27 protein-coding genes are annotated in these 26,471 nt (G+C 50.0%); 2 read left to right on the top strand and 25 right to left on the bottom strand.

What is annotated here, in order from left to right; all coding sequences use genetic code 11:
- Window positions 1–3: 3 nt before the first annotated feature.
- The 22 genes from nagZ to HRU73_RS12805 all read right to left on the bottom strand — a co-directional run bounded on the left by nagZ (window position 4) and on the right by HRU73_RS12805 (window position 19,363).
- Window positions 4–1,050: a beta-N-acetylhexosaminidase gene (nagZ, locus tag HRU73_RS12910; protein ID WP_287398895.1), complete on the bottom strand. Its 1,047-nt coding sequence runs from the start codon at window positions 1,048–1,050 to the stop codon at window positions 4–6.
- A gap of 2 nt (window positions 1,051–1,052) precedes the next feature.
- Entirely contained in the window at window positions 1,053–1,430 is a 378-nt protein-coding gene (gene acpS / locus HRU73_RS12905; protein ID WP_287398894.1) for a holo-ACP synthase, read from the bottom strand.
- Window positions 1,427–2,152 (bottom strand): pyridoxine 5'-phosphate synthase, encoded by a 726-nt coding sequence (pdxJ, locus tag HRU73_RS12900; protein WP_287398893.1) that lies wholly within the window; start codon window positions 2,150–2,152, stop codon window positions 1,427–1,429. Before pdxJ ends, acpS begins: the two co-directional genes overlap by 4 nt.
- Before the next feature lie 54 nt (window positions 2,153–2,206).
- The gene (era, locus tag HRU73_RS12895) at window positions 2,207–3,097 is read right to left on the bottom strand and encodes a GTPase Era (RefSeq protein WP_287398892.1); all 891 of its coding nucleotides are present in this window, start codon (window positions 3,095–3,097) and stop codon (window positions 2,207–2,209) included.
- A gap of 85 nt (window positions 3,098–3,182) precedes the next feature.
- Window positions 3,183–3,920 carry a ribonuclease III gene (rnc, locus tag HRU73_RS12890; protein WP_011112808.1) on the bottom strand — a complete coding sequence of 246 codons (738 nt, stop codon included), beginning with the start codon at window positions 3,918–3,920 and terminating at the stop codon, window positions 3,183–3,185.
- Window positions 3,917–4,297 (bottom strand): DUF4845 domain-containing protein, encoded by a 381-nt coding sequence (locus tag HRU73_RS12885; protein ID WP_287398891.1) that lies wholly within the window; start codon window positions 4,295–4,297, stop codon window positions 3,917–3,919. Before HRU73_RS12885 ends, rnc begins: the two co-directional genes overlap by 4 nt.
- A 34-nt stretch (window positions 4,298–4,331) precedes the next feature.
- Complete coding sequence (gene lepB, locus HRU73_RS12880; protein WP_011112810.1) at window positions 4,332–5,135, bottom strand: signal peptidase I; 804 nt, start codon at window positions 5,133–5,135, stop codon at window positions 4,332–4,334.
- A 68-nt stretch (window positions 5,136–5,203) separates the two neighbouring features.
- The gene (gene lepA / locus HRU73_RS12875; RefSeq protein WP_276678155.1) at window positions 5,204–7,000 is read right to left on the bottom strand and encodes a translation elongation factor 4; all 1,797 of its coding nucleotides are present in this window, start codon (window positions 6,998–7,000) and stop codon (window positions 5,204–5,206) included.
- A 286-nt stretch (window positions 7,001–7,286) separates the two neighbouring features.
- Entirely contained in the window at window positions 7,287–7,544 is a 258-nt protein-coding gene (locus HRU73_RS12870) for a glutaredoxin family protein (protein WP_011112812.1), read from the bottom strand.
- Between the two features lie 17 nt (window positions 7,545–7,561).
- Window positions 7,562–8,923, bottom strand: a complete 1,362-nt coding sequence (locus HRU73_RS12865) for a DegQ family serine endoprotease (protein ID WP_050731318.1) — start codon at window positions 8,921–8,923, stop codon at window positions 7,562–7,564.
- Between the two features lie 183 nt (window positions 8,924–9,106).
- Window positions 9,107–9,691 carry a sigma-E factor negative regulatory protein gene (locus tag HRU73_RS12860; protein WP_287398890.1) on the bottom strand — a complete coding sequence of 195 codons (585 nt, stop codon included), beginning with the start codon at window positions 9,689–9,691 and terminating at the stop codon, window positions 9,107–9,109.
- 14 nt (window positions 9,692–9,705) lie between these two features.
- Complete coding sequence (rpoE, locus tag HRU73_RS12855; RefSeq protein ID WP_011112815.1) at window positions 9,706–10,308, bottom strand: RNA polymerase sigma factor RpoE; 603 nt, start codon at window positions 10,306–10,308, stop codon at window positions 9,706–9,708.
- Between the two features lie 230 nt (window positions 10,309–10,538).
- Window positions 10,539–11,402: a CorC family transporter gene (locus HRU73_RS12850; RefSeq protein WP_011112816.1), complete on the bottom strand. Its 864-nt coding sequence runs from the start codon at window positions 11,400–11,402 to the stop codon at window positions 10,539–10,541.
- Between the two features lie 56 nt (window positions 11,403–11,458).
- Entirely contained in the window at window positions 11,459–11,938 is a 480-nt protein-coding gene (gene ybeY, locus HRU73_RS12845) for an rRNA maturation RNase YbeY (protein ID WP_276678158.1), read from the bottom strand.
- On the bottom strand, window positions 11,913–12,923 hold the full coding sequence (locus HRU73_RS12840; protein WP_287398889.1) for a PhoH family protein: 1,011 nt from the start codon (window positions 12,921–12,923) through the stop codon (window positions 11,913–11,915). The genes ybeY and HRU73_RS12840 overlap by 26 nt, the downstream gene beginning before the upstream one ends.
- Window positions 12,924–12,983: 60 nt before the next feature.
- Window positions 12,984–14,315 carry a tRNA (N6-isopentenyl adenosine(37)-C2)-methylthiotransferase MiaB gene (gene miaB / locus HRU73_RS12835; protein ID WP_276678161.1) on the bottom strand — a complete coding sequence of 444 codons (1,332 nt, stop codon included), beginning with the start codon at window positions 14,313–14,315 and terminating at the stop codon, window positions 12,984–12,986.
- Window positions 14,316–14,490: 175 nt separating this feature from the next.
- Window positions 14,491–15,192: a NapC/NirT family cytochrome c gene (locus HRU73_RS12830; RefSeq protein WP_276818590.1), complete on the bottom strand. Its 702-nt coding sequence runs from the start codon at window positions 15,190–15,192 to the stop codon at window positions 14,491–14,493.
- 2 nt (window positions 15,193–15,194) lie between these two features.
- On the bottom strand, window positions 15,195–15,902 hold the full coding sequence (cycA, locus tag HRU73_RS12825; protein WP_011111569.1) for a cytochrome c-550 CycA: 708 nt from the start codon (window positions 15,900–15,902) through the stop codon (window positions 15,195–15,197).
- Window positions 15,903–15,957: 55 nt separating this feature from the next.
- Window positions 15,958–17,067: a hydroxylamine oxidation protein HaoB gene (gene haoB, locus HRU73_RS12820; RefSeq protein WP_287398410.1), complete on the bottom strand. Its 1,110-nt coding sequence runs from the start codon at window positions 17,065–17,067 to the stop codon at window positions 15,958–15,960.
- On the bottom strand, window positions 17,064–18,776 hold the full coding sequence (locus tag HRU73_RS12815; protein WP_011111571.1) for a hydroxylamine oxidoreductase: 1,713 nt from the start codon (window positions 18,774–18,776) through the stop codon (window positions 17,064–17,066). Before HRU73_RS12815 ends, haoB begins: the two co-directional genes overlap by 4 nt.
- 30 nt (window positions 18,777–18,806) lie before the next feature.
- Window positions 18,807–19,070: a 30S ribosomal protein S20 gene (rpsT, locus tag HRU73_RS12810; protein ID WP_276817924.1), complete on the bottom strand. Its 264-nt coding sequence runs from the start codon at window positions 19,068–19,070 to the stop codon at window positions 18,807–18,809.
- 68 nt (window positions 19,071–19,138) lie between these two features.
- Entirely contained in the window at window positions 19,139–19,363 is a 225-nt protein-coding gene (locus HRU73_RS12805) for a hypothetical protein (protein WP_143023682.1), read from the bottom strand.
- Here HRU73_RS12805 and acs point away from each other — a divergent pair.
- Both acs and HRU73_RS12795 read left to right on the top strand, forming a co-directional pair.
- Window positions 19,356–21,323: an acetate--CoA ligase gene (gene acs / locus HRU73_RS12800; protein WP_281871564.1), complete on the top strand. Its 1,968-nt coding sequence runs from the start codon at window positions 19,356–19,358 to the stop codon at window positions 21,321–21,323. The genes HRU73_RS12805 and acs overlap by 8 nt on opposite strands.
- Window positions 21,320–22,294: an MBL fold metallo-hydrolase gene (locus tag HRU73_RS12795; RefSeq protein ID WP_287398888.1), complete on the top strand. Its 975-nt coding sequence runs from the start codon at window positions 21,320–21,322 to the stop codon at window positions 22,292–22,294. The genes acs and HRU73_RS12795 overlap by 4 nt, the downstream gene beginning before the upstream one ends.
- A gap of 131 nt (window positions 22,295–22,425) precedes the next feature.
- On the opposite strand, the gene HRU73_RS12790 is transcribed toward HRU73_RS12795, so the two are convergent.
- Genes HRU73_RS12790 through HRU73_RS12780 form a run of 3 tightly spaced genes read right to left on the bottom strand, consistent with a single transcriptional unit; the run spans window position 22,426 to window position 26,428 of the window.
- Window positions 22,426–23,721, bottom strand: coding sequence for an amidohydrolase family protein (locus HRU73_RS12790; RefSeq protein WP_287398887.1), 1,296 nt, complete (start codon window positions 23,719–23,721; stop codon window positions 22,426–22,428).
- Between the two features lie 30 nt (window positions 23,722–23,751).
- Entirely contained in the window at window positions 23,752–24,870 is a 1,119-nt protein-coding gene (locus HRU73_RS12785; protein ID WP_287398886.1) for a glucuronyl hydrolase, read from the bottom strand.
- 7 nt (window positions 24,871–24,877) lie between these two features.
- Window positions 24,878–26,428 (bottom strand): alginate export family protein, encoded by a 1,551-nt coding sequence (locus tag HRU73_RS12780; RefSeq protein WP_287398885.1) that lies wholly within the window; start codon window positions 26,426–26,428, stop codon window positions 24,878–24,880.
- Between the last annotated feature and the right edge of the window lie 43 nt (window positions 26,429–26,471).

The following is a 26,471-nucleotide window of genomic DNA, read 5'->3' as shown; positions in this document are numbered from 1 at the left end:
CACTTACAAAAATACGCTGATACCGGCCGGATCGATTTTACTGATCTCGTCTGCTGCCTGGAGGAATCGTTCCATTTCATGCAACTGCGCCATGGAATGAATCATGTGTTGTCCGCGCATGCATTCCACTCTGGCCATACTGGCAGCAGAAAATTCCCAGTGCAGAGATCCCAGCAGTTCATCTGCCGCATCAGCATCATTGCATACCAGCACCATATCACAGCCCGCCTGCAGAGCCTGCTCTGCCCGACGAGTGATGCTGCCATAATTCCTGGCAGCCTGCATACCCAGGTCATCACTGAAAATACAGCCTTCGAAACCCAGATCGTGCCGCAGAATGCACTGCAGCCATCTGCCGGAAAAACCTGCCGAATGTTGGTCGATGGCCGGATAAATGACATGCGCTGCCATAATGCCGGAAAGTCCCGCGTCGATCATCCGGCGGAAAGGAATCAGATCTTCCTTCTCAATATCGGTGTAGCTGCGTGTATCAATGGCGGTTTCAACATGAGTATCCGCTTGAATCGCACCGTGACCGGGAAAATGTTTACCAACTGCTGCCATTCCCGCTGATTGCAAACCATTCATCAGGGCGCAAGCCAGATCGGCAACGACCTGCGGCTCTCGGTGAAAAGCACGATCACCGATTACGCAGCTCTGTCCGTAATCGAGATCGAGCACGGGTGTAAAGCTCAGATCGACACCACAGGCTTTGAGCTCTGCAGCCAGCACATAACCAGCCTGGCTCGCCAGGTGATGCGCCCGATCCGGGTTCCTGTCGTGGATTTCTCCCAGCACACGCATTGGGGGCAAACGAGCGAAACCATCCCGAAAACGCTGCACCCTGCCGCCTTCCTGATCGACTGCAATGAGCAGAGACGGGTATCGCAGCGCATGAATCTCCGCTGTCAGTCCGGCCAGCTGGGCCGGAGATGCGTAGTTCCGTGCAAACAGGATAACGCCTCCCACCAGGGGATGACTTAGTCGGACACGATCCGTTTCAGTCAGTTCTGTGCCCGCTATATCGAGCATCAGCGGGCCGAGGGACATCTCTATTTTTCCAGTACGACAAAGGCGCTTACCATGGTCAGCTCATCACTGATGGAAAGATGATGGCGAGTGATACCACGCTGTCCTATCCATTCAGCCAGCTCCTGCTGAAACTCAAAATAGGGCTTTCCCTGCGAATCATGCTGAACAGCCATATTTCCGAACATGACCGGGGCACGCAAGCCTGTGCCCGTTGCTTTGGAGAATGCTTCCTTGGCAGCGAAGCGCTTTGCCAGGAACAGTGCGGGTTTGATGTGCTCCAGGTAATCCGGCCATTCAGAATCTGCCAGCACACGTCTGGCAAATTGTTCACCGTAACGCTCCAGCGAGCCGGCAATCCGGGCAGGATCGACCAGGTCGGTCCCGATGCCGTATATCATGCACGCGCCTGCTGGAGCAGGGCTTTCATTTCGCGAACTGCTTCAGCAAAACCGACGAACAATGCCCGGGCAACGATGGCATGACCGATATTCAACTCGGATAGCTCCGGTATGGTGGCGATCTGTACAGTATTCTCGTAATGCAGCCCATGCCCGGCGTTGACCTGCAATCCCCGGCCAAAAGCATAGGCTGCCATGGTACGAATTGTTTCCAGCTCGACCTGCTGCATTTCGGGTGTTGCAGCATCCGCATAACGGCCAGTATGCAGTTCAATTACGGGAGCACCTGCCTCGACTGCGGCATCGATTTGACCGGCCTGCGCATCGACGAACAGTGAAACGCGGATTCCCGCTTCTGCCAGGCGCTTGCACGCCACACTCACCTGCTGGAAATGGCGAATGACATCCAGCCCGCCTTCCGTCGTCAGTTCTTCACGTCGCTCTGGCACCAGGCAGATATCGTGCGGTTTGATCCGGCAGGCAAAAGCAATCATTTCTTCTGTTACGGCACTTTCCAGATTCATTCTGGTTTTAAGCCGATCACGCAGAATTACGACATCATTTTCCTGTATATGACGACGATCTTCGCGCAAATGCAGCGTAATCGCATCTGCACCAGCCACCTCGGCAACCAGTGCGGCTTCGACCGGGCTGGGATAAGTCGTGCCGCGTGCCTGGCGCACCGTTGCCACATGGTCGATATTGACACCCAGAGCTATCATGATTATTCAGTTTTCCCGCTTGTTTCCAATGAGTGATTTCTAAAACTTTCCCTTTTACTCATAACCCAGACTCTTTAGTGCAGTGATATCATCCGCCCAGCCGGATTTCACTTTGACCCATACTTCCAGATAGACTTTGCTGCCGAACAGCATTTCCATATCCTTGCGCGCCTGTGTAGCCATATCCTTCAGTTTCTTCCCCTGCTTGCCAATGATGATAGCCTTCTGGTTTTCCCTTTCCACCAGGATACAGGCATGGATGCGTCGCAAATTACCCTCCACGGTAAACTGCTCTATCACCACGCTGACCGAATAAGGTACTTCTTCTCCGATCTGCCTGAACACTTTTTCACGCAGCAGTTCTGCTGCCAGAAACCGCTCACTGCGATCGGTGATCTCATCTTCGGCAAATAAAAAGGGATTTTCCGGCAAATGCTGACGAATTGCTTCGATCAGGGCAGATAACTGTCTGTTCTGCAAAGCACTGACCGGAACGATAGCAGAAAACTCGAACACATCTGCCATTTTTTGCATGAACGGAAGCAACTGCAATTTATCCGGCAGCAAATCAATTTTGTTGATCACCAGGACCACGGGCAGATTCCGCGGCAGTTGTTCCAGAACCTGTTCGTCCTCCCGGCCAAATCGACCTGCTTCAACCACGAATACAACGACATCCACATCCTGCATGCTTTGCAGAACGACCCGATTCATTACCTGATTGAGCTGGCTGCGATGGCGCGTCTGGAAACCGGGCGTATCCACAAAAATAAACTGCGACTGTGCATCGGTCAATATCCCGTGAATGCGATGGCGAGTAGTTTGCGCTTTTCTGGAAGTAATACTGATCTTCTGTTTGATCAGATGATTCAACAGTGTTGATTTACCGACATTGGGCCGTCCCACGATGGATATATAACCAGTTTTGTAACCGGGTGCGTTCATGGCCAATGTCTTTTTCAGGTAAATTCAGGTAAAAACTGAGATTGATCGAGAAAATATAGCTTGTTACTTATGAAGTGATGTCGACTCAATGCCTTACGATGGCAAGTTCGTAGGCTTGGCGTGCAGCTTCCTGTTCGGCCCGGCGGCGGCTGGTTCCCTCACCTCTCGTGCGAATGCCGAATCCGGGAATGACACATTCCACATGAAAAACCTGTGCGTGTGGATCACCCTGTGCCAACAGCACGCTGTACTCAGGCAGAGCGATTTTACGACTCTGCAGATATTCCTGCAGCAGGGTTTTGGAATCCTTGCCGGAAGTATCCGGATCCAACTGCCTGATCAGGGGTTCATACAATGCAACAATGACCTGCTCCACCACTGCAAACCCGCTTTCGAGATAAATCGCGCCAATGATGGCTTCCACTGCATTTGCCAGAATCGAAGGTCGATGATGCCCACCACTTTTACGCTCACCCTCGCCGAGTAAAATCAGCTCTCCGATACCCAGGGCGGATGCCAGTCGATGCAATGCCTGCTGATTGACGAAATTGGCACGTAATCGGGTCAGGTCTCCTTCCGGCAATGATGGAAAACGTTTGAACAGCAATGTTGATACTGCACAGTTCAGCACACTGTCACCGAGAAATTCAAAACGTTCATTGTTCGGAAAACCGAGACTGCGATGAGTAAGTGCTTCCCGGAGTAAATCGGGCTGTTTGAAGGTATAACCCAGTTTCTGCAAAAAAACTGCGTAATCTCGCCCTTTCAGCGTTTTTGTCTGTTTGTTTTTCGTATTGTGTGCAATAGGCCGGGAACTGGTCATCGATCACTGGCCGCATCGAAGTCGATCAGTAAAGAAAGGTTTGCAAACAGAGGTTTCGTAACTGTGTAGTTGATATCCAGCACGAGTTGCCCATCCTGCTTTCTAATGACGATATCATTTCCGTTTACGGATTTTATGGCATCCACGGCAGCGCGCTTGTTAAACGCCTGGCGAATTTCATGGACACCGGCATTATGCAACTCGGAATCACTGGCAATTGTCACCAGTGCCCGCTTGATTGCAGCAAACTCGATGTAAACAGGAACAAGTCTCATCCCCAGGATCGCCACCAGGATAATGATTACCGACCATGTCAGCAGACCCGGCAAACTCACTCCCTGCTGCCTTCTGTTCATCGAGGAATAAATCGGATTCATAGATACCTCCGCGACATACTGAAGATTCAAATCATTATTTGATCAACGTGCCTATTCTGCTCAGATCATTAAAATTCCACCAGATCAGGAAGGCTTTACCGACGATATGATTTTCCGGCACGAACCCCCAGTAACGGCTGTCACTGCTGCCATCACGATTATCACCCAGAGTAAAATAATTCCCTTCGGGGACCTTGCAGGAAAAACCTGTCCGGTCAAAGGTGCAATTCTCCCGATTAGGGAAGTGGTGAATAGCAGATAGCTGAATATCCGGCATATCTTCATTGATCAGGATGTCATGTTCGCTGCCATCCATATTCTCTTTGAACCGTTGAGTATAAATGTATGCCGGACCATCGATATATTTATAGTCCCCCCCCTGCTCCAGCTGAACGGGAACATCATTGATACTCAACTGTTTATTCCGGTAGGTAACCATATCTCCGGGCACACCGATCACTCGCTTGATGTAGTCGATAGAGGGATCCTCGGGAAAACGAAATACCATGACCTCGCCACGCTGGGGTTCATTCATATCAATGATTTTCAGGTTTGCTACCGGCAGTCTGATCCCGTAGGTGTATTTATTGACCAGTATAAAATCCCCGATCAGCAAAGTTGGAATCATCGAACCGGAAGGAATTTTGAAAGGTTCTACCAGAAACGATCTCAGGCTGAATACAATCAGGATGATCGGAAAAAAGCTTTTAGGATATTCGACCCACCATGGCTCTTCGGTATTTCCGGAAACACGTTTGTGCCTCAGCACAAAATAATCAAGCAGCCAGATCCCGCCCGTTACTACTAATAAAATAAGCAACACCAAAGGAAAGTTCATAATACCCCATGACCTAGAAATATACCGATCAACACCTTACTCATCCCGTTTGCCGGCACTTTTACTTGTTACTTGCCATCCACCTGCAGGATGGCAAGAAACGCTGCCTGGGGAATTTCAACATTACCGACTCGTTTCATACGCTTTTTCCCCGCTTTCTGCTTTTCCAGCAGCTTGCGTTTACGTGTAATGTCTCCACCGTAGCACTTCGCCAATACATTCTTGCGCAATGCCTTGACATTCTCACGCGCCACAATGTGAGCACCTATTGCCGCCTGTACCGCAATGTCAAACATTTGTCGCGGGATGAGTTCACGCATTTTCTGTGCCAATTCCCGCCCGCGGTGCTGGCTGCTGGCACGATGCACAATCAGAGACAAAGCATCCACCCGGTCGCTATTGATCAATATGTCGAGCTTAACCAGATCTGCCGCTCTGAATTCCTTGAATTCATAATCAAGTGAAGCATAACCGCGGCTTACAGATTTCAATCTGTCAAAGAAATCCATAACTACCTCGTTCAAAGGCATTTCATAGACCAGCATTACCTGCCTGCCCATGTATTGCATGTTTTTCTGGATACCACGTTTGCCGGTACATAATGTCATCACTGTGCCAACGTATTCTTCTGGAACCAGAATCGTCGCAGTAATAATCGGTTCCCTGATCTCTTCTATGCTGGACAGGTCGGGCAGTCTGGATGGATTCTCGATTTCCGTGATTTTGCCATCACGCAGAACAACCTGATAAACCACCGTGGGCGCAGTGGTAATGAGATCCATGTCATATTCCCGCTCCAGCCGTTCCTGCACAATATCCAGATGCAGTAACCCCAGGAACCCGCAACGAAACCCGAAACCCAGCGCCTGGGAAGTTTCCGGCTCAAAATGCAGAGAAGCATCGTTCAACTGCAGTTTTTCCAGTGCCGCACGCAATGCATCATATTGATTGGATTCGACCGGGTATAACCCGGCAAAAACCTGCGGCTTGATTTCCTTGAACCCGGCCAGGGGCTCACCGGCGGGGCGATCAGCAAGTGTCACCGTATCTCCCACTTTGGCAGATTTCAAATCCTTGATTCCTGAAATAATAAAACCTACCTCGCCAGCACTCAGAGATTCATGGCTTACCGCTTTCGGTTGGAAAACGCCCACTTCTTCACATAAATAATTTGCTTTGCTGGACATCAACAAAATCTTGTTGCCCGGTCTCAGTACACCATCCACGACTCGAACCAGCATCACGACACCCACATAGCTGTCAAACCAGGAATCTATGATCAGCGCCTTGAGTGGTGCATCGACATCTCCCTCAGGCGGCGGAATCTGCGCCACAATCATTTCCAGGACCTGATCCACTCCCTCACCGGTCTTTGCACTGATACGCAAAGCACCTTTGGCTTCAATTCCGATGATATCTTCCACTTCGGCTATCACCCTGTCAGGATCCGCGGCAGGTAAGTCGATCTTGTTGAGCACCGGGATCACCTCGACACCTTGCTCAATCGCGGTATAACAGTTTGCCACCGTCTGCGCTTCAACACCCTGAGAGGCATCAACAACCAGCAAAGCGCCTTCACAAGCAGAGAGTGAGCGGGATACTTCATAAGAAAAGTCAACGTGGCCCGGGGTATCAATTAGATTCAGCAGATAATTTTTACCGTCCTTGGCCTGATAGTGTAACGCTGCAGTTTGTGCCTTTATCGTAATACCGCGCTCACGCTCCAAATCCATCGAATCAAGTACCTGATCCTCCATTTCCCGGTCGGAAAGACCACCACAAAACTGGATGATGCGATCGGCAAGTGTGGATTTGCCATGATCGATATGCGCGATGATGGAAAAATTACGAATATGCTGTATCAAAAGAAATCACCGCTCGGGAGAAAAATCGACAAAAGCTAGAGACAAAAGGAGCGATTGTATACAAATCGACAGAGGGAAGATAGATTCGGCTGATTTCGCCAAAATAGCCTGACAGCCAAGTATACCCGTGATGATCACGGAAGCAGCGAGAGTCTGTTAAATGCGTCAGCCTATCAACGATTGCTCTACCTCGATTTCTTATACCAAGCAGAATAGGAAAATATGAAAGCCGCGTCTTCCGGAATGGAAAATCCGACCTGTTCAACGAATCAGCCGTGAGATGAAATTAGGAGAGGTAAGCGCCAATTACATCTGAATCAAGGAAATAGTGACACAGCTCCTTATCCTCGTTGACAGCAAAAAGAACAGGAACACGATCATTGTACAATCGGGTCAAATGTTCATTCCCGTCAATATTGATTACTTCCAGCTCAAACCAGGATTTTTTTTGTAATACCCGCAGGGAAGCAATCATCTCTTCACACAGATGACAACCTTCCCTTCCATATACGACCAATTTCCTGGGTTCTACCTGATTATTCATTGCACCAGCAGCAAATCTTACCCATTTATCTTTATAGTAATAAAGGTCGTAATATCTCCCCTTTTTATCAGCAGAGCGATATTCCGACCTTTTTTGGCATCATCCAATAGTTTATTGAACTGCTGGATAGATTTTATATCCTGGTTATTGAACCCCAGAATGACATCTCCGGGACGAATGCCTGCACTGCTGGCAATTCCGTCATAGACCTCTTCGACCAGCAGACCGCTATCAATTCCAAGCTCATTCTTCTGGCTTGCAGAAAGTTCTCTCAGAGCAAGCCCTAACCTGCTGGTGGCATCTCCTGATTTACTTTGTTTCTGGACAGTAGTGCTGCTGTCATCTCCAGGCATTTCCCCTACTGTAACAGTCAGTTTCTTGACTGAGCCATTACGCCATACTTCAACAGATACCCTGGCATCCGGTTTCGTATTTCCGACTATGCGGGGTAAATCACTTGAAGTATCGATACCTTTACCATCGAATCTCAGAATCACATCCCTTATCTTGATGCCTGCCTTGTCAGCCGGCCCGTCTTTCTCCACAGAAACAACCAGCGCGCCACGTGACTTATCCAGATTGAAAGATTCCGCCAGCTCATCTGTCATTTCCTGGATCATGACACCGATTTTTCCTCGCGAGACTTTGCCGTAAGCCTTGAGCTGACTGGTAATTTCCATTGCCACATCGATCGGAATAGCAAAAGAAAGCCCCATAAAGCCACCCGTACGGCTGTAAATCTGGGAGTTAATCCCTACGACTTCTCCTTTCATATTGAACAGTGGCCCACCAGAGTTGCCTGGATTGATTGCCACGTCAGTCTGAATAAAAGGAACATAATTTTCCTGGGCAAGCGATCGCCCTTTCGCACTCACGATCCCTGCTGTAACTGTATTCTCAAAACCAAAAGGGGCACCAATGGCGATCACCCATTCGCCAACTTTAAGCTGATCAGGGCTACCCTGGGTGACTACCGGCAAATCATCCGCATCAATTTTTAACAGAGCTATATCTGTTTTTCGATCGGTCCCTATCACTTTCGCACCAAACTCACGCTTATCGGTCAGTCTGACCGTGATTTCATTGGCTGATTCGACTACATGTGCATTGGTCAGAATATAACCATCCTTACTGATGATGAAACCTGAGCCCAGTGAACGGGATTCATATTTTCTCGGGCCGGAAAAAGGTTGCATATGCCGGCGAAAAAACTCGTAAAAAGGAGAATCTTCGGGGATGTTGGGAATTCCCGGAAAGAAATGGTTCGCATCTATCTGCTGCGTTTGTACGGTACTAATATTGACAACTGCTTGCCCATGCTTTTCCACCAGGTCAGTAAAATCCGGTAAATCCTTCGCATGCAATGAGGCAGACAACATAAACGCTGCTACCAAAAGACAAATCGCAAAAATACCCTTGCGCCATATATCCGCAACTGTAACCGTATTTATCAAAAACCTGGATCCTATACCTGAATGGAAATTATTCCGGGAGATTATGTCAGCCATGCAATCACCAGTTAAGAGATAGTGTTTATTTTCTTATATAGTTGGGCCGGTGCGCTATTCAGCAGATGCAGCAGACTGTTCCCCGACTACCTCAGCAGGGGAAGACATTCCGGTGGTTGGATAACGAACTGATCTTTCATAGGTAAGATCCCTGTAAATCAGAGGATCATTATTGTAGTGGGTGTTTACAGGCATAGAAGGAGATGAATACGCAGATACCGGCTGAAAAGTCATTAATGAACGAGACCCTCCGACAGGCACAGTCTTTCCGTTATTTTTTTCAGCCACATATATTTCTTTAAGTGTCGTTTCATGCTGTTCCATTGATTGAGATATCAGCCATCCAATCGATAATGCAGCAACCGAAGCGGCAACCGACAGACCCAGCAGCTTTTGTTTACGATTTTGGTGGGTTTTGTGTGGATAAGGTGATAATAAAAGTGGCTCATCAGCCAGTTGATTTCTGACCTGTTCCGATATATCTATATTAACGGCCGACTGACGCAACGAATCACCGATTGCATGATAAATTTTCCAGTCAGAAAACAAATCGTTGTCGGTTTTGACTGCGTTAATAATCTTGGCAGCATGAGTGCCATCAAGTTCACCATCCATCAACTCAGAAACTTTATTTCTCACAATTTCACCTCTTGTCACCATCTTTTACTTTTATCAGTACCCAATAAAGGCCTTAATTTGTCGGCCACAGCTTCACGTGCCCTGAATATCCGGGACCGCACCGTACCAATAGGACAATTCATGATATCAGCAATCTCTTCATAACTAAGCCCTTCGATTTCCCTGAGAATAATCGCCGTGCGCAACTCCTCGGGCAGAGCTTCAAGCGCCTGATTTACGGTTTGGGCAACCTGTTTGCCCATAAGTTCACTTTCCGGAGTGTTTACTTCCCGAAGCTGATCAGCTCCTTCAAAATTTTCCGCCTCCTCGGTACCGAACCCATTTACAGTTGCAGGAAGCTTACGACCTTGTGATACCAGAAAATTCTTGGCCGTATTGACCCCGATCCGATATAACCAGGTATAAAAGGCACTATCACCGCGAAAAGAAGGTAATGCCCGGTAGGCCTTGATAAAAGTCTCTTGAGTAATATCCTCCACTTCAGCAGGATCACGGATGAATCGCGATAATAAACGCGCCAGTCGTCTCTGATACTTGATAACCAGCAGGTCAAACGCACGCTTGTCACCTCGTTGTACCTGTTCTACCAACTGCTGATCGATTTCACGATCACTCATCTCTCAGATTCCCGGGATAAGGAAGATATAAGCGGGCTTTATTTAACAATTTGCAACCTTCTGTCTCAATCACAAACAACCATTCATCATTAATTCAGCAACGCAGCATATTGTTGAAACACAATAAAACACCTCGCTGCAAGCAGCTGGGTATTAACTGCGCCTTCCAAGCCCGCTGGCTTTCAGCCAGCCTTCGCGCCCCAAGGGGCGGGGAATTGAACCCGCAGAGATTAAACCGAGTCATGAGAATCTGCATCTTCAACCACCCCGGGCTCGATACGCTCTACTTTCAACAAATGCAAACGACGGCTGTCCGCTCTCGTGACAGTGAAATTGAAACCCTCAATAGTAATGGATTCTCCATTTTTAGGAAGCCGGCCAAATTTATTGATAACGAGACCGCCAATCGTATCAAATTCCTTGTCACTGAACGTTGCGCCTAATGTCTCATTGAAGCTGGATATTTCTGTAATTGCCCTGACACGATAGTGACCATCCGTATCTGCAACAATGTAAGCATCATCTTCATCAAAATCAAATTCGTCCTCAATATCTCCGACAATCTGTTCCAGGACATCTTCGATCGTGACGAGCCCGGCTACGCCACCATACTCATCAACGACGATAGCAATATGGCTACGGTTACTGCGAAAATCTTTAAGCAGAATATTCAATTTCTTGGACTCGGGTATATAGATCACCGGGCGCAGCATATCCCTGATATTGAATTCTTCCCTGCTCGCGTAATAACGTAATAAATCCTTTGCCAGCAATACACCGATAATCTGATCTTTGCTGCCATCCGTAACCGGGAAACGCGAATGAGCAGTCTCCATTACAAATGGAATAAACCCTTCCGGTTTCTCACTGATATCAATGGTGTCCATTTGCGAACGAGGGATCATGACATCACGTACCTGCATTTCAGAAACCTGCATCACTCCCTCAATCATAGCCAATGCATCTGCATCAAGCAGGTTGCGCTCATAAGCAGAATGCAACAGAGCCAGCAATTGCTCACGATCTTCCGGTTTGCGCGAAAGTAATGTACTGATATGCTCAAACCAACCGATTTTAGGGGAGGTTTCGTTCATGAAATGTATATAACATCGGGAATAAAAAAGACTGTCTCACGCGTGCTTATATCATCTCAATGTTGAATGACATAAGGATCGGGGTAACCGAGTCTGGTGATAATCTCTGTTTCGAGTGATTCCATCACCACTGCATCTTCATCGCGGATGTGATCATAGCCCTGCAAATGCAAAATACCATGGATAGTAAGGTGAGCATAATGAGCAGTCAGATCTTTGCCTTGCTGCTGTGCCTCGTTGCAAATCACTGGCGCACACAACACAATATCACCCAAAAGCGGAACATCGTCGTCATACACAAACGTCAACACATTGGTTGCCGAACTTTTGCCACGAAAGTCGCGATTGAGTATTTCACCTTCCTGCCTGTCAACAATACGAATAACCACCTCTGCAGGTTTACTTAGTGCTGCTTTAACCCACTTACGAAACAATCGTCTATTCGGAATATCCGTCTTATCAGCCACGTACTGCACTGTCAGTACAAGTTCCTGCTCATGATCTGGCAACTCAACCGGATTCTTTGTCAGGGGCATATTTCTCGTAGGCATCTACTATACGTTGAACCAACGGATGACGGACTACATCTTCCGTCCTGAAGCGGGTAAATGCGATCCCGTTTACATTCTTTAATACTCGTTCTGCCTCAACCAGACCGCTTTTCTGATGCTTAGGCAGATCTATCTGCGTTATATCTCCGGTGATAACGGCTTTAGAGCCAAAACCGATACGTGTCAGAAACATCTTCATCTGTTCAGCCGTTGTATTTTGTGCTTCATCCAGAATGATGAATGACTGATTAAGAGTACGGCCACGCATGAAAGCCAATGGCGCAATCTCGATGATCCCTCTTTCAAAATGCTTGCTGACTTTTTCAAATCCCATCAAATCATACAAGGCATCATAAAGCGGTCTTAAGTAGGGGTCCACTTTCTGCACCATATCTCCCGGCAAAAACCCCAGCCTTTCTCCAGCTTCCACAGCTGGACGCACCAAAATAACACGACTGACCAGTTCACGCTCCAGCGCATCCACTGCACAGGCAACGGCAAGATAAGTCTTACCGGTACCTGCCGGGCCAATACCAAAAGTAATATCATGTTTCTTGATCTGAAAAAGGTAATCAGTCTGCCGGGCAGTACGGCCCTGAATATTGCCGCGACGGGTAACAAGCTGCAAGGAAGTTGCATTGGAACCGGCAATAGCCCTATCCGAGTCCCCAAGAGGAGGTGAAGGATTATTTCGAATTTCAATCAGGCCCAGCTGTATTTGTTCCACACTGAGGTGATGGTACGAATCATCATAAAATTTTTTTAGCGCCTGAATTGCCAGATGAGTATGTTCTACAGAGCCATAAAGCTTAAAATGCCCCCCTCTGCGTGAAATCATCACATTGAAAGCATACTCAACCTGTTTGAGGTTTTCATCCAGTGCGCCACAAAGGTTGGCCAGGCGTTCATTGTCCGTGGGAGAGAACGTCAGTTCAACCGGCTTGGATTTTGTTGCCGTATCAAGTGTCATTGTCGTGCTTGGACTTTGGCAGTAATCAGATAAAACCGCAAGCCAATGGCAACACTATGATCATTGCATATCAGAAATTTCACCACGCAATGTATGAGAGGAAACTGCTGTTATTCTGATATCAATAAAACTTCCTGTCAGCCCTGCATGCCCGGCAAAATTGACTACCCGATTATTGTCTGTCCTGCCACAAAATTCGCCAGGATCTTTTCTCGACGGACCTTCTACCAAAATACGCTGGACAGTGTCGACCATGCCCTGACTGATTGCTTGTGCATTAAGCTGAATTTTTTCCTGCAAACGATACAGTCTTGTCAATTTTATCTGATGTGACGTGTTATCCGGCAAATCAGCAGCCGGTGTTCCTGGACGCGGACTGTAAATAAAACTGAAAGATTCATCGAAATGTACATCATCAATCAGTTTCATCGTTGCTTCGAAATCATCCTCTGTTTCTCCAGGAAATCCGATAATGAAATCGGATGATATTGATATATCCGGACGAACGAGACGCAATTTGCGAACAATGGATTTGTACTCAACGGTAGTATAACCGCGCTTCATTGCAGCTAATATTCTATCTGATCCGGATTGCACGGGCAGATGTACATGACCAACCAGCTTCGGTAAGCGTTGATATGCTTCAATCAATCGAGCTGTAAATTCCCTCGGATGAGAGGTGGTATATCGGATGCGTTCTATACCGGGAATTTCATGAATATAGTCCAGTAGTGTAGCAAAATCGGCAATCTCACCATTGATCATTTTGCCTAAGTAGGCGTTTACATTCTGTCCGAGCAGCGTAACCTCTTTGACGCCCTGTATTGCAAGTCCTGCTACCTCGGTAAGAACATCATCCAGCGGTCTCGAAACTTCTTCTCCCCGGGTATAAGGCACGACACAGAAACTGCAGTATTTACTGCACCCTTCCATAATCGATACAAAAGCAGTGGCTCCTTCTGTACGTGCAGGCGGCAAGCGATCAAACTTCTCTATCTCAGGAAAGCTGATATCTACCTGGGGACGACCTGTACGCCTGCGAGCATCGATCAGATCAGGCAATCTGTGCAATGTTTGAGGCCCAAATACCAAATCCACAAACGGAGCACGTTTGACTATCTCAGGACCTTCCTGACTGGCTACGCACCCACCCACACCAATCAGAAGATCAGGTTTGCTGTTCTTAAGATGCCGTACGCGTCCCAAGTCATGAAAAACTTTTTCCTGTGCTTTTTCACGAACCGAACAGGTATTAAACAGGATCAGATCGGCTTCTTCAGGTGTTTCGGTCAACTCCATACCCTTTTCAGACAACAGGATATCAGCCATTTTGGCCGAATCATACTCGTTCATCTGGCAGCCGAACGTCCTAATATAAAGTTTGCTGCCCATCGTACCTCTTGTCAGAATTCAAATTAACCAATCCACCTGTACACATTTGTTTAACTGAAAACTACGAATCTGCTGATAAAAAAGCAAGCTACAATCCGGAAGCCAATCTGACCTCAAAAGACTGCAACTTGCTGTTTGATGTATCTTCGATACTCAACAACTACATACTCAAAACTTACTCATCGTTGTTATCGTCTTCGTCGTCGCTGTTGTCACTGGAGGAAGCGGATTCGCTGTCGCTGCTGTCGTCAGCTTCTTCGGTTTCTTCATCTTCGTCCTCATCAGCTTCTTCATCATCCCCATCATCTTCCGGTTTCAATACCAGCTTGCCTTGAGCAATACTTGCATTCAAATCCGTCATCGGAACTTCTTCATGCACCAGATTCTGATGACAATCTATACAGGTCGCCCCTTCTGTTTCCATCTTTTTATGTTCAGCCTGAGCGCTCTCTCCAGGAGGTGCCGGCTTCTTATGACAGGTGCGGCAGGTGATGCTGTCCCATTTCTTGAGATTCATTCTCGCATCATGAGCCATCTCCAGTCTTCTTTCATTAAACTTCTCCAGGGTGGAGTAGTCGTTGACCAGCTCCAGATACAGTTCTCTGGCACCATCTATCGCGTGTGTCGCTACCGCAAGATGGAAATTCTCTATTCCCTGAGGAATATGACAGTCCTTGCATCCCGGGTTAACACCCAGCGCACCATAGTGAGTGGATTGCTTCAACTCGGCTTGCGGATAAGTCATGGAATGACAGCTGGTGCAGAATTCTTCGGTCGATAATGCCGCTTCTCCACCAAAGACAACAGCCACCAAGACTATACCCAGCAGTGCTCCTGTCAACAGAGTACCAATCGATCCTTTTTGCAGTCTGGTCATCACTATTTTCCTTTTTTGGCGGGTTTGGCACTGGCCTGGAATTCATCATGGAATTTGAATTTCGGCTCTCCTTCAAATACGCCTTCCAGTTTGTAATGTTCATGCATGGCTTTGACTTCCTTGACCATTTCATCAAACTTGAAGGTGTATTTCGCATCCACTTCCGGTGTAAACGGGGTGTAAGGCGCTTTGGCTCCTTTCCACGGTGAACCTTCGTAGTTCAGATGGCACGCACTGCAGCGTTCTTCAAAGTGAAAGTCCTGGCCTTTCTTTGCCAGATCTTTGCGAGGCGTTTTCTTGCCCGATTTCTCAAAGGCCTGTCCGCTCTTACGATGATCTCCCCGGAAGTTACGTCCAGGTCCATGGCAGGATTCACAGCCTACACCCGTCAGCATCGGTTTGGGCGATTCGATCGTATAGCCCCCTTTCTGACCAAATCCATCCACGTGACAACCTACGCAGTCTTTGTCCTGGGTGTAGTCCTTGGCCGGATCCAGTTTGGCTTTCTGTTTGGCTTCTTTCTTGACATTGGGCTTGAGCGATTCCATCGCTTTGGCATGCGCTGTGTCTTTCCACGATTGCGCCTGGGCTTTGTGACAGGAACTGCATTTCTTGCGGCCTTCAAACGGGGCGTCTGCTGCCAGACTTTGTCCACTCGTCAGTGTGAACAAAGCTGCAGCAACCAGCCCGCAGGCTATCATTATTTTCATGGTCTCTCCTCTCATTGATGTTTGAACACGGGTTACATTTCGTTTTCCCAGTTCGTCATTGTACCTGATCGACCGAAACGGTTGAATCCGTCGTTTCATTAGAGTCTTTTCCCGACTGCAAAGTATTGTGCGCCGGTGCTTTTGCTGTCAGATGATATACCCAGTATCCGCCTTGCTGGTAGATCAGTCGCGGTGAGGTGCGTTCCACCGGCGATGGCTGGCTGGTAAACGGCAGCAGTTTCGCCAGCAGGGTGTCATAGCTTGCTTCGTCGATCAGGAAGAAAGCACGGATGAGTTCGTCCGACAGTGATTGCAGGGTGTAGGTGTAGTAACCGCGGGTACGCATTTCGGTCTTCAGGTGGCTGATCATGCCATGCAGGTTGCCGGTCATGCGGTAGTGCTTGTAGGCAATGCCGAATTTGTCCGGGTACATCAGGCCGAGTTTGTACAGGTCGCTGACGTGTACGATGAGGTAGGTGTCCCGCGTGCCGGCAAGTTGTCGCAGGTCGTCCAGTCCGTTTGCCGGCGGATTCACCAGGCTTTGTGCAAAGCGCATGAACAATTCCTGTTCCTGTGGGTCAGCCGGGGTGCCAGCCTGCTGGTTTTCATACGCGCGAATGGCTTGTTCATGGGGCTGCCATTCCAGCGGGATGATCAGGGGTTCGTGTAACGGGGTATGAAACAGTACATCCCGTCCGGTGAGCAGGGCCAGTTGGCGTGAGGTGTCCCACCAGCCCAGCAGCAGGGCATCACGGGAGGCGTGTTTGTCGATCGCAGCTGCAAGAGCACTCAGTTCGGATGCTTTCTGGTCCAGTGCCAGGAGGGGTTCTCTCGTCTGGTTCTTCCAGTTGAGCAGTACTTGCGGTTGATTTGCGCGCTGGCCAAACCAGGCTTGTGCAACCGGTTGTTCAGTACCTTCGACATGGATGTCGTACTGGCTGATAGTGAGATCAGGCCAGGTGTCCAGTTCCAGTTCGGGAAATTCACTGACATTGCCAGTGGTTACCTGTTGATAACGATACGGCGCTGTGTCCGGAGTCAGTACCAGCCAGGTATACCAGGTCAGTAAAACCAAACCTCCCGTCACCAGTAATATCCCCAGTGACGGGAGGAGTCGGCCGGACCAGCGTGTCTGTGCACGCCGGTCGGTTGTCAGTGCGGTCAAGCTCGGGTCTGCTTACGCTTGCGCCAGCCGATCAGAGCAAGGGCTCCTGCCAGCAACATACCACCACCCAGGCCTCCCAGGGAGATTTTCTCTCCGGTTCCCTTGAGGTCGAGCAGACTGGTCTGCTTGCCTTCCAGTTTGTTTACACGGGCCTGCAGGGCTGACAGTTCCTGCATTTTGGTGTATTCGTCCTGGATTTCAACATAGGCACGGTTCATCGGACCCCAGCCTTCAGTGTAGGTCCAGCCACCCGGATTGACGTGAGCCAGTCCAACGTGCATCTTGGCCAGGTTGTTTTCTGCCATTTCCAGAACTTTCAGTTCGAGTGAGGCAGGGTTGTTGCCTTTCGACCAGAACAGCTGGGTGAAGATACCAAATCCAGGTTTCTCCGGTTCCGGCGGATTCGGACGGTTGGTCTTCTGTCCGGTCAGGGTGCCGTCTTCATACATTTTGTGTACGATTGCGTTCGCTTCCTGGTATTTGGCCAGCCCTTCCAGGGTGCCTTTGTCCATCAGATCCAGGTAGGAGCGGGCAAACCGTTCCGAGTGACACTGGGTGCAGGTCAGTACCCAGGAGTCCAGACGGGCTTCCGACCAGTCGCTGGTGATATTCTCTGCAATGCCCGGAACGAACGGGTAGTTCGCCCAGCGAGTCTTGCGGGTGATGTTGTGGGTGTATTCTCCTTCGTATTCCATGTGGCAGGCTGCACAGGTCGGTGCATTCTGTCCACCTTTGGAGAAGGCGTCCTTGAGACGGACTTCCCAGTTCCATTTGTCACGGTTCATTTCGGCAAGTTTGCCATGCTTGGACATGGTGTACGCTTCCCAGTTGTTGTGATCCACCCCGCTGTGGCAGGTGGCACAGGCTTCCGGTTTGCGCGATTCCGCCGCCGAGAATTCATGACGGGTATGACAGTTGTCACATTTGTTCTGGTTGGTGTGACACATGGTGCAACCTTCGGCAACTTCACGTTGCGGCATCGCTGCCCAGACAGTGGTCTCGATGTTGGCTGTGTAGTCCAGTGCGTGGGAGGGGCGTCCGGCAGGCCATTGTCCGTTCGGCCAGACCATGGTGTCCCGTTCCGATTCACGTTCGGCAAATTCTCTTAAGTGACAGGTTCCGCAAGTGTCCGCCGTCGGCATGCGGATGTCCTTGGTATGATCCGCTTTGTCTTTTTTGTTGACGTCAACGTGACAGTCGATACAGCCTACTTCCTTGAGGGTTTCTTTTTCCCCAAGCTTGCCCATCGAGCGCAGGTTGTTTTCAACTTCTTCCAGCTTCCCTTTCTTGTAATACAGGGGATCGTCCGACTTGAGGTTGCGAATCTTGTCAAGATTGGCGTGGGTGCTGCGCTTCCAGGCTCTTACCCATACCGGGGTCTCGTCCGAGTGGCATTCCACGCAGTCTTTGCGTTCCGCAACTTCTTTGGGAGATACCGGTGGTTTGTAAAAAGTATTGGGATCCATGTATATACTGATCGCTATCGGCTCCCAGTAATCTCCCATCGTCCCTTTCCCCGCTCCATGCGCCGGGTCCTTGTAACGCTTGACCAGCGCTTCATACGTCTCTTTCGGGGTCGCCTTACCTCGATCCAGCTTCAACGCATCATACGTCTCGTCCGGTACCGTCGATATGTCCGCATGAACCACCCCGCACATCATCAACCCCGCACAGAGCAATAAACCCCTCATCCACTCCCCTATTCTCATCTCTCTCCTCCGTAAATATGCGGGTCAGAATCAACCCATTGCTTTAACTGCACCGGAAAGACGGCTTTTATGCCTCGATGCCTTATTTTTGTGAATTATCCCTTTGCTTGCGATTGAGTCGATAACACTCACCGCTTTTCTGAACACGACTTCTGCTACATTCTTGTCACCCGCCGCTACTGCTTTTCGGACACCTTTAATCGCGGTACGCAGCTTGGATCGCAATCCAAAGTTCCGCTCACGCCGTGTGGCGGTTTGTCTTACCCGCTTTTTAGCTTGTGCCGTATTTGCCATATTTCTCTAGTTCTCCGTTAAAAATTTATATGCTGCTCATCAATATTTCGAACCGCGCGATTTTACTTTCATTTCGTGCTTAATGCAAAAATCGATAATACGGCCTTGCCGGCTGCTCCCCGATCAACCCGCTTCACCAGGGAGATTACACACGTTGAATCAAATACAAACTGCTTTGATTCCGTACAGTTAACCTTCAAATCGGTGTTTGCATCGCTGGCTTCTTTTGCTGAATGATACAATTGTGAACCAACCAAAGCACTAATCCAGCCGAACGGGAGCAGCATGGCCACGATCGAATCAATTTTGCACGAAAACCGGATATTCCCCCCTGCCAGTGAATTTGTCAGGAACGCCAATCTATCCGGAAGGGAAGCCTATGAAACTCTGCGCCAGGAAGCCGAGCATGACTATACCGGCTTCTGGGCGAAACTCGCACAACAGTACATTGCCTGGCACAAACCTTTCACACGGGTTCTCAATGACGCCAACCCACCCTTTTATAAATGGTTCGACGATGGCGAACTGAATATCTCGTGGAATTGTCTGGATCGACACCTGGCAACCCAGGCTGACAAAACTGCCATTATTTTTGAATCTGATGAAGGAGAAGTGAATCATTGCAGTTACCGTGAATTACACCGCCAGGTCTGTCATTTTGCCAATGGACTGAAATCACTTGGAATCCACCAAGGTGACCGTGTCGTCATCTATATGCCCATGCGGATTGAAGCTGTAGTTGCGATGCAGGCATGTGCACGCATTGGTGCCATCCATTCGGTAGTGTTCGGCGGTTTTTCAGCAAAAAGTGTATACGAGCGCATCATCGATGCCGGTGCATCCGCTGTAATCACTGCAGATGAACAGATCCGCGGAGGCAGGTACCATCCACTGAAAGCAACCGTAGACGAAGCACTGGCGATGGGTGACACAGCCACGGTCCACAGTGTCATCGTTTTCCGGCACACCGGTACCGGGATTACCTGGCAGCCGGAACGAGACCACTGGTGGCATGATCTCATTGCCGGACAACCGGATGAATGCGAGCCAGCATGGATCAATGCTGAACACCCCCTGTTTACACTGTATACCTCGGGCTCTACCGGGAAACCGAAAGGCGTGCAGCATTCCTCGGCCGGTTATCTGCTCGGGGCAGTGACCAGCATGCAGTGGGTATTCGACTATCATGCAGACGATGTATTCTGGTGTACTGCGGATGTAGGCTGGGTTACCGGACACAGCTATGTCGCCTATGGCCCGCTTGCCATCGGTGCAACTCAGGTGATTTTTGAAGGAACTCCGACTCATCCGCATGCCGGGCGATTCTGGGAAATCATCCAGAAACACAGGATCACGACTTTTTATACTGCCCCCACTGCCATCCGCTCACTGATCAAACTGGGATCCGATCTGCCCGCAAAATATGATCTTTCTTCATTGCGCCTGCTTGGATCAGTAGGCGAGCCGATCAACCCGGAAGCATGGATGTGGTATTACACGGTCGTCGGCCAGTCACGCTGCCCGGTGGTCGATACCTGGTGGCAAACCGAAACCGGTTGTCACATGATCGCTCCTGCTCCCGGTGCCATATCGACCAAACCCGGTTCCTGCACTCTCCCGCTACCCGGTATCGATGCCGCAGTGGTAGATGAAACCGGCCACCCGGTGGAACAGGGAAAAGGTGGATTTCTGGTGATCAAGCGTCCCTTCCCTTCGATGTTACGCACCTTGTGGAATGATCCTGAACGATTCAGAAAAACTTACTTTCCAACAGATATTGCCGGTGGTCGTTACTATCTTGCCGGCGATTCGGCGCATCGGGATCAGGATGGCTACTTCTGGATCATGGGACGGGTTGACGACGTTCTGAATGTCTCCGGCCATCGTCTGGGTACCATGGAAATCGAATCTGCACTGGTGGCGCATCCTCTGGTTGCCGAAGCAGCTGTTGTAGGGAAACCGCACGAGATCAAGGGAGAAGTGGTCGTGGCCTTTGTCACACTGAGAGAAAAACTGCCTGATGACCAACGGGCTGCTGAAATTGCTGCAACTTTACGTGAATGGGTTGCCAGCGAGATTGGTGCAATTGCTCGCCCCGAAGAAATCCGGTTTGGTGAAAACCTGCCCAAAACGCGTTCCGGCAAAATTATGCGACGCCTCCTGCGCGCCCTGGCAAGAGGTGAGACCATTACTCAAGATGTCTCAACACTGGAAAATCCGGTGATCCTCGAACAACTCAGCCAGACGGTATGACCGAAACCTGCCAGCTCATGGAACAACTTCCTGCCATCATCGACTACCCGAACGGGATCAGCGTCATCGATGCCCGCTACCACCGCCCCGGGCGTGCAGCCATTCACCTGATCACGGAAGGAGATAAAGCTGCTCTGGTAGATACCGGTACCCGTTTCTCGGTTCCGGGCACCATGGCGGCACTGGCACATAAACAGATCACTCCCGAACAGATCGACTACATTTTTCTTACCCATATCCATCTCGACCATGCCGGTGGCGCCAGCGAATTCATGAAATGGCTGCCCAATGCCAGGCTGGTGGTACATCCACGTGGCGCATCGCACATGGCTAACCCCATCAAGCTGATCGCCGGTGTCATGGCCGTGTATGGTGAATCCGAGTTCCGGCGGATCTATGGTGAGATTCATCCGATCGCGGCTGAACGTATCATCGAAGCGCCCGATAATACACTTGTCGAACTGAACGGCCGGCCACTGCGGCTACTGGACACACCGGGGCATGCACGACATCACTACTGCATACACGATGCACGCAGCAAATCCATCTTCACTGGTGATACCTTCGGCGTCTCCTATCGTGAATTCGATATGGACGGGCTGGAATTCGTTTTTCCGACAACGTCACCCGTGCAGTTCGACCCTGAAGCTGCTCATGCTTCCATCGACCGGCTCATGGCATTGCACCCCGAGCAGGCATTTCTCACACATTACGGGCGCATTCGCAATCTTTCGTACCATGCATCGCAGATGCATGCACTCATCGATGCTTTCGTCAGCATCGTACAGCAAGCTGCAAAAATTCAGGACCGGCAGCCCATCATCACAAAAGCGCTGCAGGATCTGCTCCTGGAGCGACTTGCTGCCCATCGGTGTACCCTCACCCGGGATGCCGTCCTCTCACTATTGCAGACCGACATCAAGCTCAATGCACAGGGGCTTGAGATCTGGCTGGAGCAGACCATCAGGTAATCAATCCAGGCAGCAAGCTCAAGCTAAACACCCTCGCAGACTATCATTCGTTGCTGCCTGCATCATCAGGAGGCAATCTTCCTTCATCAGACATAGTACGGATGACGGTCACGCACACATCCGAAGGCATGTTACGGCAATGGGCTGAAATGATTGACGACGATGTGTCCACCGGAAATCACAAGATCAGGATACTCCAGCCGCTTCAGCTGCTGCTCGGGGTTGCCGCGAATTGCGATCAGATCAGCCGGAGCACCGGATTGTATCGTCCCCAGCATAGGAATACCCAGATATCGGCCAGCTTTGGCTGTTGCAGCCCCTAATGCATCCAATAGTTTCATCTTCCCCAAGTGCATCAGATACATCAGCTCTTGCGCATCGATCCCCCAGGGAATATCGGGATGGGCAATTTCCGTACCGTACAGTAATTCACCGCCAAGTTCTGTCCAGACCATTGTATTGTGTGCAATCCCGCTGCATTTCGAGAGCGTATCGAGCGTACCGATGATCGTGACATTCTGTGCTCTGGCCTGTTTCAGCAACGGCTCAGGAATCGGGTTACAAGGCATGTGCGCCCATTCATCGACCCCCGCATTCAATGCCACCTGTACGCCCGATGGCTCCGCCACATGGGCCGATACCTTACGCTGATGCCGGTGTGCTTCATCGACAACAGCCTTGACAATGGGCTCCGGCAACATGGGCCATGCCGACTGGTCATGTGGAGCAACATGGGCATGATGGCGAGCACCGGCTGGTGCGGTATGCGCAGCATCATGGTGCGCGTGATCATGGTGTGAAGACCAGGGGGCACCTGCTTCGCTGCCGGGTTCGAGCGCAATCTTGATGATCACTGCACCCTCACCAACCAGATGACGCACGGCTTCCCGCGCTTCTGCTTCGCTGGCAACGGGAATCGCCAGATCCCGGGCACCCATGGTAACGATCGGGTACCCGTGCGGTGCGGTGATGATCCGGCCGGAAGTGAGCACACGTAAACTGCCCTCTCCCCCATAAGGCGGATGAACAGGCCCGCCCACATCCCGCAGGGTAGTCACCCCATGCCTCAGCACGATATCTGCCGGTACTTTCTGGAAGGCCAAATGGGCATGTAATTCGATAAACCCCGGCAATAAGGTTGCCTCACCCAGATCAATGTCAGCGGATGCATCCCCCGTCCTGAATGAATGACGCGGCCCGACTCTCGCAATACGCCCGTCTTTCACCAGTACCGATAGACCACTGCGCATTTCGTTTCCGTCGAAAACCCGCGCAGCATGCAGCAATAAAGACGAAGGTCCGGTTTTTCCAGTTTCCTGTGCATAAACCTGCGCAGAGAAACACAGTCCCGTTATCACCGCGACACAGAAACAGCACATATGCCGCATGCGATTGGAAAGAGTATCAGTAAAGTTTTGTATCCTCATTTTCTATCCTTGGTTGATAACAAGTATTTTTCAACAGTCATAGGGGTCAATAAGGCCCGCCAGTACCGCAAGCGCAGCCACCAGAAAAAAATTTCCCCATACCGACTCGACCATCTCCTCCCGGTTTTGCCGGGTGCGATAACAACACCCCTGGAACAGGCCGATTGATCCGGAGGCTGAATCCGGATCGATCACAGTGAAATAAGGGCTGTGGAGAACGGTACTGATCTGCTGGTGCGCATATTTGCACCAGGATGTTTCATCAGGCAGTAAACGTGCCAGAGATAACATCGCAAGCGATGCAATCACCACTGCGGAAGGATCTTTGACATCTTCTGTCTGATCCGGACGATTGCGCGGCAAATTCCCCTTGTGCACATCACGCCAATACGTACAGGCAGCCCTGGCCTGACTCAAATAAGGTTCTCCCCATTGGGCCGCCGCTCTGCTTAACCCCAGCATGGCCCAGGCCTGGCCGCGTGACCAGACTCCTGCCCGGTCTTTCACCTGAAATTCATGGCCATCGAAACTGGCTTCTGCATGAAATGCTCCCTTGTCTCCCCGGCATGCAGCCAGCAGCGTTTCTGCATGGCACTGTGCAATGCGGTGATACTGTTTTTCCCGGCTGAAGCAAAGCAGTTGAATCAGGGAAGCAAAATTATCCACGGAAATCGCGCAGCTTCCCGTGGCCAATCCTCCCATCGCCGTTCCTAAAGGGATGCAATTCAACCGGGGATCAAAACTGTGCGCCAGCGCAGCAATGGATGAGTGAGTCAACTCGCGCGCCGGTGCATTCTGCAGCCAGATTTCTCCAAGCGCAGCGCCGTACCAGAAAATCAGGCTGCGATATCCGGAGTCCGCAGTTAGTTTCCGGAACAGCCGCTGGCTGATCTCGCCAGCCTTTTGCCGGTCTCCGGCCGATCCAGTCATCTTTGCCCGCAACCACCAGCATGCCGCCCAGAAACCGCCCATCCAGGATCCTCCCGGAGAAACAGACCAATCGCTGTTTTCCCCGGAAGAATAAAGCGGGAAATTCTGCCCGCAAAGCACATCCATCATTTCCATGCGGCGAAACATCTGCTCCAGCGTATTCACGATTTCATCGGTGCTTAAAAGCCGATCTTCCACAATAAGTACTGGGGATGTCATTGCTTCCTCAGAAAACCAGATTGAAATTGACCAGAAAAATGCTGGCATCACTTTTACTCGGGTAAATACTTTTCATCGCACTGCCACCAAAGGCATGCGCAAAATAAAGTTGTGACGTGAGATATTTGTTAAAACCGTGCGTGAGGGTAACATCGATCAGTTGCCCTATCTCCCTGTGCCCATGTGTGGTACTGCCGGAATAACCAAAGGCACCTGACTTAAGCGATGCACCAAGCCCGGTATAAAGCAGATCGTTCACGTTAGCCAGAGACAACTGATGCAGATTGACGTTGATCTGTGTTTTCCCGGTGGGGAAGGCGATGAATTCAAAAAAGATATCCTGAATATTCATCTGATTGTAAAACGGAAATTTGGCATACAAACGCCCGCTGGGTACGGCCGAAAAGAATGTCTGATGTCGGCCGTCATGCGCATTACCATCACCGGAACTGCGGTAATACACAGCGCGTACCCAGGGCTTAAATGGCAGCTTGTGCCATTGATAACCCACTTCTGCATCGAAGGCCCAGGCCCGGTGCGATAAATTGGTCCAGCTGCCAAACTGGTATGCTCCCATCAATAAAGCATCAAAACTGCCGGAACCCAACGGCTGCAGCGACAACAGATGGACACCAATGGTATGAATATTCAGTTTTTCATCGCTCAACTGCGGCCTTGCTGACAATGGACGATTATCGGTCACCTGCGATACACGTTGATCATCGTAATTCAGGTAATACAGACGGCCTTCGATTCCCGGTAGTACAGCATCTTTTTTGCTGGTCAGCGCCGCATACAATATGCTGATATCGCTGATTTGCTTCTGACCCTGAACGGTAAGATTGCCCTGCACTGGATGTACCCCACTGACCGTGGCATTGAATCCCGGCCCGTCATACACCACCGAAAATCCGTCGAAAGCACGCCCGACATAAATTGCGTTGAATCCGCCAACCAGCCGTTCCGCAATCCGCTTTTTTTTAAGTGCATCGAATTTCTCGACACCCGAGCGGTATTCCATCCCGTCGGCCAGTTCAAAACGGCCAATTTTTACAGCTACCCCCGGTAACCCCAGTTTATTGAACTTGAAATTCAGATAACCCTGCTTCAGAAAAACATTACTCGCACCAGTAGTACGATTCGCCAGAAAGTAACCTGCACCCAGCCCCAATGCACCTCCCGAGGGTAGAGCCGCATCATCCGGCAATCCGTAGAGGCCACTATATTGGCCCTGCACAAGGCCATCCGCATAATCGCTGGAGAACATCAAACCCAACCGGGAACGCACCACCCACAAATCGTAGCTGTTGTTGACTGCTGATGCCGGGCGAAAGTAATTCCAGTTTTCATAACTGCCAAGAAACTCGCCATTGATACGCAGATACTGATTTATCTGTCCCGGCGGCTGCCCGGCACGAGTAGCAGCAATACTGCTCACGAACAAACATACCGCCGGAAAACAGTAAAAAAACAGGATTCTCAGAACGGTATTCGGCAACGATGCGCCAAACAGCAAACGGTCTGACTGCTTCTGGAAAATCACCCGGTTTAGTAACATGATCCTGCTCAAATCATTTTTGGTATAACTGACTTCTCAATTT

This window comes from Nitrosomonas sp. H1_AOB3, from assembly GCF_015709435.1.
In the GTDB taxonomy this organism is placed as follows: Bacteria; Pseudomonadota; Gammaproteobacteria; order Burkholderiales; family Nitrosomonadaceae; genus Nitrosomonas; species Nitrosomonas europaea.
The sequence above is the reverse complement of the archived record's forward strand: the minus strand, read 5'-3'. Positions and strand labels throughout refer to the sequence as shown.

Coding starts and splice junctions, on each gene's coding strand:
- HRU73_RS12840 (WP_287398889.1), bottom strand. CDS start 12,923: ATGACACTTGATACGGCAACAAAATCCAAGCCGGTTGAACTGACGTTC.
- era (WP_287398892.1), bottom strand. CDS start 3,097: ATGAACGCACCCGGTTACAAAACTGGTTATATATCCATCGTGGGACGG.
- HRU73_RS12870 (WP_011112812.1), bottom strand. CDS start 7,544: ATGAATAATCAGGTAGAACCCAGGAAATTGGTCGTATATGGAAGGGAA.
- rnc (WP_011112808.1), bottom strand. CDS start 3,920: ATGACCAGTTCCCGGCCTATTGCACACAATACGAAAAACAAACAGACA.
- nagZ (WP_287398895.1), bottom strand. CDS start 1,050: ATGTCCCTCGGCCCGCTGATGCTCGATATAGCGGGCACAGAACTGACT.
- HRU73_RS12885 (WP_287398891.1), bottom strand. CDS start 4,297: ATGAATCCGATTTATTCCTCGATGAACAGAAGGCAGCAGGGAGTGAGT.
- rpsT (WP_276817924.1), bottom strand. CDS start 19,070: ATGGCAAATACGGCACAAGCTAAAAAGCGGGTAAGACAAACCGCCACA.
- HRU73_RS12790 (WP_287398887.1), bottom strand. CDS start 23,721: ATGAGGATACAAAACTTTACTGATACTCTTTCCAATCGCATGCGGCAT.
- HRU73_RS12785 (WP_287398886.1), bottom strand. CDS start 24,870: ATGACATCCCCAGTACTTATTGTGGAAGATCGGCTTTTAAGCACCGAT.
- acpS (WP_287398894.1), bottom strand. CDS start 1,430: ATGATATACGGCATCGGGACCGACCTGGTCGATCCTGCCCGGATTGCC.
- HRU73_RS12780 (WP_287398885.1), bottom strand. CDS start 26,428: ATGTTACTAAACCGGGTGATTTTCCAGAAGCAGTCAGACCGTTTGCTG.
- acs (WP_281871564.1), top strand. CDS start 19,356: ATGGCCACGATCGAATCAATTTTGCACGAAAACCGGATATTCCCCCCT.
- miaB (WP_276678161.1), bottom strand. CDS start 14,315: ATGGGCAGCAAACTTTATATTAGGACGTTCGGCTGCCAGATGAACGAG.
- HRU73_RS12815 (WP_011111571.1), bottom strand. CDS start 18,776: ATGAGAATAGGGGAGTGGATGAGGGGTTTATTGCTCTGTGCGGGGTTG.
- cycA (WP_011111569.1), bottom strand. CDS start 15,902: ATGAAAATAATGATAGCCTGCGGGCTGGTTGCTGCAGCTTTGTTCACA.
- HRU73_RS12795 (WP_287398888.1), top strand. CDS start 21,320: ATGACCGAAACCTGCCAGCTCATGGAACAACTTCCTGCCATCATCGAC.
- rpoE (WP_011112815.1), bottom strand. CDS start 10,308: ATGAGTGATCGTGAAATCGATCAGCAGTTGGTAGAACAGGTACAACGA.
- ybeY (WP_276678158.1), bottom strand. CDS start 11,938: ATGCCCCTGACAAAGAATCCGGTTGAGTTGCCAGATCATGAGCAGGAA.
- lepB (WP_011112810.1), bottom strand. CDS start 5,135: ATGAACTTTCCTTTGGTGTTGCTTATTTTATTAGTAGTAACGGGCGGG.
- pdxJ (WP_287398893.1), bottom strand. CDS start 2,152: ATGATAGCTCTGGGTGTCAATATCGACCATGTGGCAACGGTGCGCCAG.
- HRU73_RS12850 (WP_011112816.1), bottom strand. CDS start 11,402: ATGAACGAAACCTCCCCTAAAATCGGTTGGTTTGAGCATATCAGTACA.
- HRU73_RS12865 (WP_050731318.1), bottom strand. CDS start 8,923: ATGTTGTCTGCCTCATTGCATGCGAAGGATTTACCGGATTTTACTGAC.
- HRU73_RS12830 (WP_276818590.1), bottom strand. CDS start 15,192: ATGACCAGACTGCAAAAAGGATCGATTGGTACTCTGTTGACAGGAGCA.